General features: G+C 63.8%; 9 protein-coding genes and 3 pseudogenes. 4 read left to right on the top strand and 8 right to left on the bottom strand.

The window, feature by feature from the left end; translation table 11 throughout:
- Positions 1–6 precede the first annotated feature (6 nt).
- Genes pldA through pldH form a run of 3 tightly spaced genes read left to right on the top strand, consistent with a single transcriptional unit; the run spans position 7 to position 2,802 of the window.
- On the top strand, positions 7–813 hold the full coding sequence (pldA, locus tag AC0V8S_RS33475; RefSeq protein ID WP_475435845.1) for a 4-pyridoxolactonase: 807 nt from the start codon (positions 7–9) through the stop codon (positions 811–813).
- A gap of 25 nt (positions 814–838) precedes the next feature.
- A complete protein-coding gene (gene ppaT, locus AC0V8S_RS33470; protein ID WP_475438746.1) occupies positions 839–2,017 on the top strand; it encodes a pyridoxamine--pyruvate transaminase in 1,179 nt (392 codons plus the stop codon).
- 38 nt (positions 2,018–2,055) lie between these two features.
- Positions 2,056–2,802 (top strand): pyridoxal 4-dehydrogenase, SDR-type, encoded by a 747-nt coding sequence (pldH, locus tag AC0V8S_RS33465; protein ID WP_183456509.1) that lies wholly within the window; start codon positions 2,056–2,058, stop codon positions 2,800–2,802.
- Positions 2,803–2,974: 172 nt separating this feature from the next.
- Here pldH and AC0V8S_RS33460 read toward each other — a convergent pair whose 3' ends face one another.
- Entirely contained in the window at positions 2,975–3,937 is a 963-nt protein-coding gene (locus AC0V8S_RS33460; RefSeq protein ID WP_475435843.1) for a dihydrodipicolinate synthase family protein, read from the bottom strand.
- A gap of 109 nt (positions 3,938–4,046) precedes the next feature.
- Between AC0V8S_RS33460 and AC0V8S_RS33455 the strand changes: the two genes are divergently transcribed.
- Positions 4,047–5,087, top strand: a complete 1,041-nt coding sequence (locus AC0V8S_RS33455) for a proline racemase family protein (RefSeq protein ID WP_475435841.1) — start codon at positions 4,047–4,049, stop codon at positions 5,085–5,087.
- 19 nt (positions 5,088–5,106) lie between these two features.
- Here AC0V8S_RS33455 and AC0V8S_RS33450 read toward each other — a convergent pair whose 3' ends face one another.
- From AC0V8S_RS33450 to AC0V8S_RS33420, 7 genes and pseudogenes are all read right to left on the bottom strand, one after another.
- Positions 5,107–5,994, bottom strand: coding sequence for an intradiol ring-cleavage dioxygenase (locus AC0V8S_RS33450; RefSeq protein ID WP_475435839.1), 888 nt, complete (start codon positions 5,992–5,994; stop codon positions 5,107–5,109).
- A 5-nt stretch (positions 5,995–5,999) separates the two neighbouring features.
- Positions 6,000–7,752: pseudogene (locus AC0V8S_RS33445) on the bottom strand (FAD-dependent oxidoreductase).
- Positions 7,745–8,832, bottom strand: a pseudogene (locus AC0V8S_RS33440) (branched-chain amino acid ABC transporter permease). Before AC0V8S_RS33440 ends, AC0V8S_RS33445 begins: the two co-directional pseudogenes overlap by 8 nt.
- A 5-nt stretch (positions 8,833–8,837) precedes the next feature.
- Positions 8,838–9,701 carry a branched-chain amino acid ABC transporter permease gene (locus AC0V8S_RS33435; protein WP_475435837.1) on the bottom strand — a complete coding sequence of 288 codons (864 nt, stop codon included), beginning with the start codon at positions 9,699–9,701 and terminating at the stop codon, positions 8,838–8,840.
- Between the two features lies 1 nt (position 9,702).
- The gene (locus AC0V8S_RS33430; RefSeq protein ID WP_475435835.1) at positions 9,703–10,407 is read right to left on the bottom strand and encodes an ABC transporter ATP-binding protein; all 705 of its coding nucleotides are present in this window, start codon (positions 10,405–10,407) and stop codon (positions 9,703–9,705) included.
- Positions 10,407–11,125 (bottom strand): annotated as a pseudogene (locus AC0V8S_RS33425) (ABC transporter ATP-binding protein). Before AC0V8S_RS33425 ends, AC0V8S_RS33430 begins: the two are co-directional and overlap by 1 nt.
- Before the next feature lie 2 nt (positions 11,126–11,127).
- On the bottom strand, positions 11,128–12,408 hold the full coding sequence (locus AC0V8S_RS33420; protein WP_475435833.1) for an ABC transporter substrate-binding protein: 1,281 nt from the start codon (positions 12,406–12,408) through the stop codon (positions 11,128–11,130).
- Between the last annotated feature and the right edge of the window lie 24 nt (positions 12,409–12,432).

The raw sequence follows: 12,432 nt of genomic DNA, 5'->3' as shown, positions 1-12,432 counted from the left end.
GCAAGAATGTCGGATACAAAGGTCTACCTGCTCGACGGCGGCTCGCTCGTTCTCGACGGCTACCACGTGTTCTGGAATCGCGGCCCTGGCGGCGAAGTGCGCTTCCCCGTCTATTCGATCCTGATCGAGCATGCCGAGGGCCGGTTCCTGATCGACACCGGCTATGACTACGATCACGTCATGAAGGTGCTGCCCTTCGAGAAGCCGATCCAGGAAAAGCACCAGACCATTCCCGGCGCGCTTGCCTTGCTCGGGCTCGAGCCGAAGGATATCGACGTCGTCGTCAACTCGCATTTCCATTTCGACCATTGCGGCGGCAACAAGTATTTTCCACACGCCAAGAAGATCTGCCACCGGACCGAGGTGCCGCAGGCCTGCAATCCGCAGCCTTTCGAGCATCTCGGCTATTCCGACCTGAGCTTCTCGGCGGAGGCCGCCGAAGCGCGTGGCGCGACCGCGCAACTTCTGGAAGGCACGACGCGCGCCAACTCGACCTTTGAGGGCATCGACGGCGACGTCGATCTCGCCAGGGGCGTAAAGCTGATCTCGACGCCCGGCCATTCGATCGGCCACTACAGCCTGTTGGTCGAGTTCCCCAAGCGCAAGCCGATCATGTTCACCATCGACGCCGCCTACACCCAGAAGAGCCTTGAAACGCTGTGCCAGGCCGCTTTCCACATCGATCCGGTGGCCGGCGTCAATTCGATGCGCAAGGTGAAGAAGCTCGCCGAGGACCACGGCGCCGAGCTGATGTACTCGCACGACATGGACAACTTCAAGACCTACAGGACCGGCACGCAATTCTACGGCTGACCGCCGCCAATCCGGAGACAAGATGATGCGCTATCCCGAACATGCCGATCCGGTCATCACGCTGACCGCGGGGCCGGTGAACGCCTATCCCGAAGTGCTGCGCGGACTCGGCCGCACGGTTCTCTACGATTACGATCCGGCATTCCAGCTCTTCTACGAGGGTGTGGTCGACAAGGCGCAAAAGGCGATGCGGCTGTCGAACAAGCCGGTCATCCTGCATGGTGAGCCGGTGCTCGGCCTCGAGGCGGCGGCGGCGTCGCTGATCACACCAGACGATGTCGTGCTCAATCTTGCTTCCGGCGTCTACGGCAAGGGCTTCGGCTACTGGGCGAAACGCTATTCGCCGCATCTGCTCGAAATCGAAGTGCCCTACAATGAGGCGATCGACCCGCAGGCGGTGGCCGACATGCTCAAGGCGCATCCGGAAATCACCATCGTGTCCGTCTGCCATCACGACACGCCGTCGGGCACCATCAATCCGATCGACGCCATCGGCGCGCTGGTCTCTGGGCATGGCGGCTATCTTATCGTTGACGCGGTCTCCTCCTTCGGCGGCATGAAGACGCATCCCGAGGATTGCAAGGCCGATATCTATGTCACCGGCCCCAACAAATGCCTGGGCGCCCCTCCCGGCCTTACCATGATGGGCGTCAGCGACCGGGCCTGGGCCAAGATGAAAGCCAATCCCCTGGCGCCGCGCGCCTCGATGCTGAGCATCGTCGACTGGGAGAATGCCTGGTCGAAGGACAAGCCGTTTCCGTTCACGCCGTCGGTCTCGGAGATAAACGGGCTCGACGTCGCGCTCGACCTCTACCTCAATGAGGGGCCGGAGGTGGTGTGGGCGCGCCACGCGCTCACCGCCAGGGCCATGCGCGCGGGCGTCACCGCGATGGGCCTGTCGATCTGGGCCGCCAGTGACAAGATCGCGTCGCCAACCACCACCGCCGTCCGTACCCCCGAAGGTGTCGACGAGAAGGCGCTTCGCCAAGCCGCGCGCGCCCGCTACGGCGTGGTGTTTTCGTCGGGCCGCGGCGAGACATTGGGGAAGCTGACGCGCATCGGCCATATGGGACCGACCGCCCAGCCGATCTATGCGATCGCCGCACTCACGGCACTTGGCGGTGCCATGAACGCGGCCGGCCAGAAACTCGCGATCGGCAAAGGCATCGAGGCGGCGCTGGCCGTTATCGACGCCGACGCCTGAAAAGACATCACCAGAAAACGGATTGAGGGAGCATTTTCATGACTGAACGGCTTGCGGCAAAGACGGCCCTGGTTACAGGCGCCGCACAGGGTATCGGCAAGGCGATCGCCGCGCGGCTCGCCACCGACGGAGCGACGGTCATCGTCAGCGACATCAATGCCGAAGGTGCCAAGGCGGCGGCCGCGGCGATCGGCGGAAAGGCGAGGGCGATCGCCGCCGATATATCCGATCCCGCCTCGGTCAAGGCACTCTTCGCCGAAATCCAGGCGCTGACCGGAGGCATCGATATTCTGGTCAACAATGCCAGCATAGTGCCGTTCGTCGCCTGGGACGACGTCGATCTCGACCATTGGCGCAAGATCATCGACGTCAATCTGACCGGTACCTTCATCGTCACCCGCGCCGGCACGGACCAGATGCGTGCGGCGGGCAAGGCCGGGCGGGTGATCAGCATCGCCTCCAACACCTTCTTTGCAGGCACGCCGAACATGGCCGCCTATGTCGCGGCCAAGGGTGGCGTCATCGGCTTCACCAGGGCGCTTGCCACCGAGCTCGGCAAATACAACATCACGGCGAATGCGGTGACACCCGGCCTGATCGAGAGCGACGGCGTCAAGGCGAGCCCGCACAACGAGGCGTTCGGCTTCGTCGAGATGCTGCAGGCGATGAAGGGCAAGGGCCAGCCCGAGCACATCGCCGATGTCGTATCGTTCCTGGCGAGCGAAGACGCCCGTTGGATCACCGGCCAGACGCTGAATGTCGACGCAGGGATGGTCAGGCACTAGATCAGGATGACGTTTGGTTGAAACGTCATCCTGATCTAACTTTTTTGGAGCATGATCTTTTCCGAAAACCGGTTCCCACTTTTAGGGATCATGCTCTAAATCAGATAGCCGCTGCCCAACACTGCAATGCGACCAGCGGCTGTACCATGGCCGCCTGGTCGCATTGGCCGGGTCAGGCGGCAGACCTTGCAATCACGCCGGGTTGCCTCGACCATTGGGCATACCAGCTGTCGAACAGCTTGAGCTGCGCCTCGGCATAGCCGCGCTGGCTGTCGGTCAGGGCATCCGTCTCGTTGAAGTGCAGCCTGTATTCGGGAGCGCCCTTCAGCACCATCATGTGCTTGAAATAGAGCACCAGGTCGGGGCCTTCGTCGAAGGAGGACAGCACGGCGAGCGCGGCGTCCAGTTCCTGCGCGCGCTGGCGGGCCTCGACGTCGCCCTTGGCTGCCGCCTGGCTCAAGCCCACAAGGTGCAGCACCTCCTTCGGCAGCACGTTGCCGATGCCGGTGATGGCGCCGGACGCGCCGCAATTGACGAAGCCATGGTAGACGGCGGTGTCGACGCCGATCATCAGCGCCACCTCATCGTCGCGGCTGGTGATGTTTTCCGCCGCGTAGCGCAAATCCGATGGGCCGCCGAACTCCTTGAAGCCGACGAGGTTCGGATGCTCGGCGCGCAGGGCAAAGAACAGCTCGGCGCGCGTGGCAAAGCCGTAATAGGGGCTGTTGTAGATGACCGCCGGCAGATCGGGCGCGGCGGCAAGGATTGCCTTGAAGTGGTGGCGCTGCGCCGTCACCGAAGGGCCGCGCGACAGAACGCGCGGGATCACCATCAGGCCCCGGGCGCCGACCTTCTGGGCGTGCGCCGCGTGCGCCACGGCCTTGGCGGTGTTGACCGCGCCGGTTCCCACAATCACCGGCACGCCGGCCTTCACCAGGCGCTCGACGCCTTCCATGCGCTGCTCGTCGGTCAAGAGCGGCCAGTCGCCCATCGAGCCGCAATAGACGACAGCCGACATGCCGGCCGCGACCAGCTCGCGTCCCTTGCGCACCAGCGCGTCGAAGTCAGGCTGGCGGTCCTGCGTGCACGGGGTCATCAACGCCGGCATGCAGCCGGAAAAAACGTTAGAGGTCATTTCGGATTCTCCTTGAGGCTGGCACGCGGATTGACCAGTTTGTCCCGAAGCGGCATGGCTTGCCAAGCAAAATAGTCGTGGTCGCCAGGGACCAGCACAGGGAGCACCAATGCGCAGCAAAACCAGCATTCATGTCGTCGGCTGTCATGCCGAGGGCGAGGTCGGCGACGTCATCGTCGGCGGCGTGCTGCCGCCGGCTGGCCGCACGATGATGGACAAGATGATCACGATGGAGCGCGATCACGACCATATCAGGCGCATGCTGATCTGCGAGCCGCGCGGCAGCGTGGCGCGCCACGTCAATCTGCTCGTTCCCTCAACCCGCGAGGATTGCGTCGCCGGCGCCATCATCATGGAGCCGACGGAATATCCGCCGATGTCCGGTTCCAACACGATCTGCATCGCCACTGTGCTGCTCGAGACCGGCATGGTGCCGATGCAGGAACCCGAGACCCGCTTCAAGCTCGACATGCCGGGCGGCGTCATCGAGGTGCGCGCGCAATGCCGCGACGGCAGATGCGTCTCGATCACCTTCCGCAACGCGCCCGCCTTTGCCGAACGTCTCGACGCTGTCATCGAAGTCGAAGGGCTTGGCACGCTCACGGTCGATATCGCTTATGGCGGCATGTTCTATGCGATTGTCGATGCCAAGGCGCTCGGCTTCTCGGTCGCCCCCGATGAGGCGCGCGAGCTGGCGGTGGCCGGCGAGAAGATAAGGCGGGCCGCGCGCGAGCAGCTCGATGTCGTCCATCCGGAATTCGAGCATGTGCGCGGCGTGTCGATCGTCCAGTTCGCCATGCCGTTCCAGGGGCCGGGCAAGGTCACGCGCAACACCTGCATCGTTTCGCCAGGGCGCTCGGACCGCAGTCCGACGGGAACCGGCACGTCGGCCCGCATGGCCGTGCTGCAAGCCCGGGGCTTGATGGGCGTTGGCGACGTGCTGATCCATGAATCGATCATCGGCTCGCGCTTCACCGGCAGGATCATGGAGCTGGCGGAAATCGCCGGGCGCAAGGCAATCGTTCCGGAGATCACCGGCCGGGCCTGGATCACCGGCGAGCACAGCTACTATCTCGATCCGACCGATCCCTATCCCCAGGGCTATGTGCTGTCGGACACCTGGGGCACCTCCACTTCCGTGAAGCAGTAGGACTAGTCGCGCCTGGGACTCAAGCAGGGCTGGGCCGCGCCAGGATGAAATCGTGCTCGACCTTCCAGAAGGGATTGTCGAACGCATAATCCCTGGCGCGCGCCGGATCGTCGATCCGTTTAAACTCTGCCAGCAGGCTCTCCTTCACCCCGAACACGGCGTCTGAATTGATGTAGGGATCGTCCGGGTCGAAGATGTGGGTGGTCAGCGTCTCGAAACCATCGGCCTTGAGGATGTAATGCAGATGCGCCGGCCGGTAGGGATGGCGACCAAGCGCGTGCAACAGCTTGCCGACCGTGCCGTCGTCAGGGATCGGGTAGAATTTCGGCTTCACCGCGCGGAACCAGTAGCGGCCGTCGGCACCGGTGCGGAAGACGCCGCGCAGATTGAAGTCGGGCTGGATGCCCTTCTGCTGCACGTCGTAGAAACCTTCGTCATTGGCCTGCCAGACGTCGAGCACCGCATTGGCGATCGGCCTGCCCTCGGTGTCGAGGATACGGCCATGGATGAACATGTCCTCGCCCTTCTGGTCGAGGCAGATGTTGGCGCCCATCGGCAGCTCCGGCGCATCGGCGAGATGGAACGGCCCGAGCACCGTCGATTCCGAAGCTCCTGACGGCTTGCGGTTGTTGATGGCGTCAACCAGCATCGAAACGCCGAGCACATCGGACAACAGGATGAATTCCTGCCGCCATTCGGTGGAGAGCTGGCCGGTCTTGGTCAGGAACAGAATGGCCTCGAACCATTCGTCCTGCGTTGGCTCGATCTCCTTCACCGCCTCATGCAGTTTCCGTGTGATGACCTCCATCACCGTCTTCAGCCGCTCGCTTTTGGCGTTCTTGTTGCGGCCGGTGACGACCTCGACCGAATTCGCTTCGGCGAAGAAGCCCTTTTCGTGCGCTTCCATATCTCTCACCTGTCCAGGATTGACGTCAGGGCTTTGCGCAGATCCGCCGTCGGGTCGCTGCTGATCGCGTCCTTGCGCCAGCCGACATGCTGGTCCGGCCGCACCAAAAGCACGCCGCTGTCGCGGATCTCGCGGGCGCGCGCCCAGTCGCCGGAGAAATCCTGCCGGGGCTGGCGCGGGCCGATGAGATGGGCTGCGATGTCGATGCCTAGTTCCTTGCCCAACGTCTTGGCGGCATCAAGCCAGCCCTGGCCGCCAATGCCGGTCAGCACGGTGAACTTGCCATGGCCGGTCAGATCGAGCGTCGAAACCTTGTCGCCTCGATCCGAATGGACCCAGACATGCGGCAGACGCGCGCCCGGCCAGGAGGTCGGCTGGTGGTGCAATTCGGCGTCTTTGTCGAAAGCCGGCTCCTGCTGGCCGTCGGTGACAATGGCATTCGACTTGTAGCGCTGGTTCATCTCGACGCCATGGGCGTCGAATTCATAGACCTTTGAAGCGATGGTCTCGCGGATCTTGGCGCGTTGCGCTTCGGCTGCCGGCGTGTCGTCGCAGCGCGCGTCCATGTTGGACTGCATCTTCACCGGGTCGATGGAATCGAGCAGGCCAAGCGCCTTGAAGATCGGGCCGAATTCCTCGATCGACTTGTTGGCGCGGGTGACGATCTGTTTGGCCACCGGCGCGCGCTCCTGCGAATAGGAGTCGAGCAGCTTTGGGCCGGCCTTGCCCTTGATGACATGAGCGAGCTTCCAGGCGAGGTTGAAACCGTCCTGGATCGAAGTGTTGGACCCGAGCCCGTTCGACGGCGGGTGACGATGGATAGCGTCGCCCATGCAGAACACACGGCCCTTGGAAGTCTCGGTGGCGTACATGTTGTTGACGGTCCAGGTCGACACCGACTGGATGTCGATCTCCAGCTCGGGATCGCCGACCAGGTCGCGCGCGACCTTCTTTGCGAAGGCGTCGTCAACCTTGGGCGCCGGCTGGTTGATGTCGTAGCCCCAGACGATCAGCCATTCGTTCCACGGCCGGATCATGCGCACCAGGCCCATGCCGATGCCGCCGACATCGGCGCCCGGCTGCACCACCCAATAGAGCACCGAGGGGCGGTGGGCGACGTATTTCGAAAGGTCAGCCTTGAACAGGATGTTCATCGAGCCGCCGACGCCCATCTTGCCCTCGAAGGGCAGGCCGGCATGTTCGGCGACCAGCGAATTGCCGCCATCGGCGCCGACTAGATACTTTGAACGAATGGTGATGTCCTTGCCGGTCAGCCGGTCGCGGCAGGTCGTGGTGACGCCGTCGGCATCCTGGACATGCGAAAGGTATTCGGTCGACATCCGTGATTGCGTACCGCGCGAACAGGCGGTCTTGAACAGCAGCGGCTCCATGAAGGTCTGCGGCAAATCGTTCATATGCGAAGGCGAGGACAGCAGATGCTCGGCGCGGCTGAGCGGATGCTTGCCCCAGCTGCGCATGCGGCCGATTTCCTCGCCGGCCAGCGAGGTGCAGAACACGTTCTCGCCCATCAAATCCTGCTCGGTGGCATGCATATAGGCTTCCGCCTCGACATCCCTGCCGAGGTCGCGCAGAACCTCCATGGTGCGCTGGTTGGTGATGTGCGCGCGCGGCGTCGAGGCCAGCCAGCGGTAGCGGTTGATGACCATGTTCTCGACGCCATAGGTCGAAAGCAGCGCTGCGGTGGCCGAGCCCGCGGCCGGTGCCGATGGTCAGCACGTCGGTGGAAATGTCAGCCATGCGGCCCTCCCTTTTGGCTAATGGTATAGGTCCGCCGGTCAATCGGCGGCGAACCGGAAAGAGCTGGATGCCGGTGCGCTCGGCGAACAGGCCCCACAGGCCGCGCGGCGCAAACAGCATGATGACGATGCCGATCAGTCCGAGGATCAGCAGATACCAGGAGCCGTAATCGGCCAGCAGGTTTTGCAAAATGTAGAAGACGATGACGCCGACGATCGGCCCTTCGATGGTGCCAATGCCGCCGATGACGACGATGAAGACGACGTAGGCGGTCCAGTCGACGACGGAGAAGGCGGCGTCCGGCGATATGCGCGCCTTCTGCACATAGATCAGCGCGCCGCAGAGACCGGTGCCGAAGGCCGCCGCCAGATAGACCAGTGTCTTCATGCGACGGGCATCAACGCCAACCGAGCGCGCCGCTTCCTGGTTGTCGCGCACGGCGGCCAGCCCCGATCCCTGCTTCGAGCGCAGCAGGCGGTGGACCAGGCCGATCGTGGCGATGGCCAGCAGCAGCGCCAGCCAGTAGGTGAGGATATCGCCGGCTTCAGACGATTTGACGCCGAACAGCTCACCGACCAGTTTCAGCGCCGGCATGTCGCGGGTCGCCTCGCGCGGCAAAGAGGTGCCGGTGCCGCCGCCCAGCATCTTCCACTGCGCCAGCGCCAGCCGCACGACTTCGGCGATGACCCAGCTGCCGATGGCAAAATAGGCGCCTTGCAGGCGAAACAGGAAGAAGGCGGTCGGGATGGCAAGCAGGGCGCTGGCAATGCCGGCGAGCAGGATCGCGGCCAGCGGGTCGAGCCCGGCCAGGATGACGAGGGCGAACATGGCATAGGCGCCGAAGCCGACAAAGGCCTGTTGTCCCACGGAAACCAGCCCGGCATAACCGGCGAGCAAGTTCCAGTTCTGCGCCAGCGCCAGCATGGTGAGGATGAAGAACAGGTCCTGTAGCACGCTGCGCGAGGCAAACAGTGGTGCGGCGAAAGCGAGCAGGATGAGGAGCGCGGCGACGATGGCGAATGTCGCGGATGCCTTGGTGCGCGTTTCGACTTTCCATCGGGTGAGGGAGGTGTCGGTCATGGCGCTCAATCCACCGCACGCGGAAACAGCCCACGCGGCCTGACCAGCAGCACCAGCAGGAAAGCAAGATGTCCGGCGAGGATCTGCCATTCCGGGTTGATCGCGGCACCAAAGGTCTGGGCGATGCCGATGACGATGCCGCCGGCGAGCGTGCCCCACAGCGAGCCGAGGCCGCCGATGATGACCGCCTCGAAGGCGTAGATCAGCCGCGCCGGTCCAATGGTCGGATCGAAATTGGCGCGTGTGCCGAGATAGAGTGCGGCGATCGTCACGACCACCATGGCGATGCCGGTGGCAGTGGCGAAAATCCGCTTCGGCTGGATTCCCATCAGACCCGCGGTGATGGGATCATCCGAGGTGGCGCGGAAGGCACGGCCGAGCGAGGTGCGGTAGAACAACTGGTTCAGCCCGACTATCACCGCGATGGCTGAAGCCAGGGTTAACAGCGGCATGACGCCGACATTGATCGGGCCGAGTGCGAGCGATGCGGAGTCCAGTCCGCCGACCGGGATGCGGCGGCTGTCGGCGGCAAAGCTTTCGAGCAGCCCGTTCTGGATGACGATCGACAGGCCGAAGGTGACCAGCAGCGGCGGCAGGATATCGGTTCCCAATGTGCGGTTGAGCAGAAAGAACTGCAGCGCCCAGCCGACGGCGAACATCACAGGCATCGCCACCAAGGCCGCGACGAACGGATTGAGGCCAAGGGCCGAGACCAGCACCAGGATCAGGAAGGCGGCGAGCACGATCAAGTCGCCATGCGCCAGATTGACCAGCCGCATGATGCCGAAGACGAGGCTCAAGCCCGCGGCGAACAAAGCGTACAGGCCGCCGAGCAGAATGCCCTGGATGATGGTGTCGAGCCACGCCATGTCAGGCCACCCCAAAATACGCGGCATGGATCTTTTCGCGCGTCAGTGCAGCCGGTGCGCCGGACAGCGTGATGCGGCCCTCCATCATGCAGTAGACGCGGTCTGAAACCTTCAGCGCCTGGCCGATATCCTGCTCGACCACGACGATCGAAGCACCGGCCGCGCGGATGCGCGGGAAGGCGGCGTAGATATCCTTGATGACGACCGGCGCCAGGCCAAGGCTGATCTCGTCGCACAACAGCACGCGCGGATTGGACATCAGCGCACGGCCGATCGCCACCATCTGCTGCTGGCCGCCGGACAAAGCCGTGCCCGGATTGGCGCGCCGCTCCCTGAGGATCGGGAACAGTTCGTAGACAGTCTCAAGGCTCCAATGCCCCTCCACCGCGCGGCCGTAGCGGCCAATGAGAAGGTTCTCCTCGACGCTGAGCGAGGGAAACAGTTTTCGCCCCTCCGGCACCATGGCGATGCCACGCGTGACGATGTCGGGGGCGGGCAGGGCGCCGATCCTCTCGCCGTCGAACAGCACCGCTTCGGGCTGGTTGGCCAATATGCCCGATATCGAGCGCATCAGCGTCGTCTTGCCGGCGCCATTGGCGCCGATGATGGCTATCGTCTCGCCCTGCTCCAGCGCGATGTCGACGCCGAACAGCGCCTGGAAATCACCATAGTGCGCTGTAAGGCCCTTTGTCTCGAGCAGCGCCATCAGACTTCGATCCCGAGATAGATCTTGCGGACCTCGCGCGACGCCATGACGGTGTCGGGCGCGCCCATGCCGATGACCTTGCCGAAGTTCAGAACCAGCAGCCGTTCGACCACCGAGTTCAGCGCATGCAGCACATGCTCGATCCAGATGATCGACATACCACCTCTGTGGATGGCGCGGATGGTCTCGACCAGCATGCCGCATTCGCCTTCGGTCAGCCCACCGGCGATCTCGTCAAGCAACAGCAGTCGTGGTTCGGTCGCCAGCGCACGGGCGAGTTCCAGCCGCTTACGCTGCAAGAGGCTCAAGGTCCCGGCCGGATGATTGGCGCGGTCGATCAGTCCGGTCTCGACCAGAATCTCGGCGCAGCGCTCACTGGCCTCGGCTTCCGTCTTGTGTGCCCGAAGGCGCCGGCGACCAGCAGGTTCTCGAACACGGTGAGCTTCTCGAAAGGCTGCGGGATCTGGAACGAGCGGCCGACACCGGCAAAGCAACGCTGCATCGGCGACAGTCGTGTCACGTCGCGGCCGTCGAAGACGATGGTGCCGGCATCGGCCGATATGTTGCCGGTGATCAGATTGAACAATGTCGACTTGCCGGCGCCGTTCGGGCCGATGATGCCGAGCGCCTCGCCCTCACCAAGCTCGAAGGAAACCGCGTCGGCGACCGTCAGGGCGCCGAAGCGTCTCGAGACATTGGAGAGGGCGAGGATGGGCATGGTTAGCCGATGGCTTCCATCTTGCCGCCGGTCGGGATGTTCGGCGCGGTCTTGTTGTCGGTAATGACGAGGTCGTAGCCGCCGCCATCCTTCAGCCGCCACTGGCCGCCGACCAGGGGCGTCTTGGCGATGTTCTTGGCGGCGAAGGCCGGCAGCTTGGCGCCGTCCCAGGCGATCGGGCCGACCAGCGTGTCGAGCTTGGTCGCGGCGATCGCCGCCGCCACCTTGTCGCCGTCGCCGGCCTCGCCGGCCCGCTTCATGACATCGACGGCAATCTCGAACAATGCGTGGACAAAGCCGATCGGCTGCGTCCACTGCCTTCCGGTGGCCTTGGTGAAGCCTTGCGCCACCTGTGCCGAGCTTTCGCCGGTCAGCGATGATTTGAACGGGTGGTTCGGCGTCCACCAGACTTCCGACGACAGATTGTGACCGGACTTGCCGAGCGCCTCGACCGATTGCGGGAACAGCAGCGCCTTGCCGATCGACGCCACCTTGGGCGCAAAACCCTGCTGCTTGGCCTGGTTCCAGAAGGTGGTGAAATCGGGCGGGATCATCACACCGGTGACGATTTCGCAGGCGGCACCCTTGAAGGCGTTGATCTGCGCGGAAAAATCATCGGTCAGGTTCTGGTAGCGGCCGGTGTCGGTCAGTCCGTAACCGCCCTTGGCCAGCACCGGCGGGAAACCCACTGTGCCGTCGCCCCAGGCATTGCCGTCACCATCATTGGGGAACAGCCCGCCCACCTTCTTGTTGGTCTCGACCTGCGCCCACATGTTGGTGAAGACGGCTATGACGTCTTCCAGCCCCCAGAAGAAATGATAGGCGTAGTTGAACGGCTTCCACGACGCGGGATCGCCGGGATTGCCTTGCTGGCCGATGAACCAGGGCTGCCAGGGCGCCACGGTCGACAGGCACGGCACTTCCTCGGCCTCGCAGGTGGTGGCGACCGGGTTGGTGGTCTCCGGCGTCGAGGCGACAAGCATCAGATTGACCTTGTCGTTGACGATCAATTCCTTGGCGACTTCCGCCGCGCGGTTGGGATTGGACTGGCTGTCTTTGACGACGACCTCATAGTTGAGGCCGGCCGCCTTGGTGGCGGCCAGGAACCCGTCGATGATGAACTTGTCGGCCTCGGCGAAGGCGGCGAGTGGGCCGGATTGCGGGCTGACATAGCCGAGCTTGATCGGCGCATTCTGCGCGATCGCCGGCATGGCAAGACCCGATGTGCCGGCAAGCAGGCCGGTGGTTGCCGTATTCCGGATGAATTCACGTCTGGTAATCACTGTTGTTTCCTCCCTGTGTTGCCG

This window comes from Mesorhizobium oxytropidicola, from assembly GCF_056174625.1.
This window is presented reverse-complemented; position numbering and strand designations above follow the sequence as displayed.

Bases quoted from the DNA above. Each gene is read 5' to 3' on its own strand.
- pldA (WP_475435845.1), top strand. From the start codon at position 7: ATGTCGGATACAAAGGTCTACCTGCTCGACGGCGGCTCGCTCGTTCTC.
- ppaT (WP_475438746.1), top strand. From the start codon at position 839: ATGCGCTATCCCGAACATGCCGATCCGGTCATCACGCTGACCGCGGGG.
- pldH (WP_183456509.1), top strand. From the start codon at position 2,056: ATGACTGAACGGCTTGCGGCAAAGACGGCCCTGGTTACAGGCGCCGCA.
- AC0V8S_RS33460 (WP_475435843.1), bottom strand. From the start codon at position 3,937: ATGACCTCTAACGTTTTTTCCGGCTGCATGCCGGCGTTGATGACCCCG.
- AC0V8S_RS33455 (WP_475435841.1), top strand. From the start codon at position 4,047: ATGCGCAGCAAAACCAGCATTCATGTCGTCGGCTGTCATGCCGAGGGC.
- AC0V8S_RS33450 (WP_475435839.1), bottom strand. From the start codon at position 5,994: ATGGAAGCGCACGAAAAGGGCTTCTTCGCCGAAGCGAATTCGGTCGAG.
- AC0V8S_RS33435 (WP_475435837.1), bottom strand. From the start codon at position 9,701: ATGGCGTGGCTCGACACCATCATCCAGGGCATTCTGCTCGGCGGCCTG.
- AC0V8S_RS33430 (WP_475435835.1), bottom strand. From the start codon at position 10,407: ATGGCGCTGCTCGAGACAAAGGGCCTTACAGCGCACTATGGTGATTTC.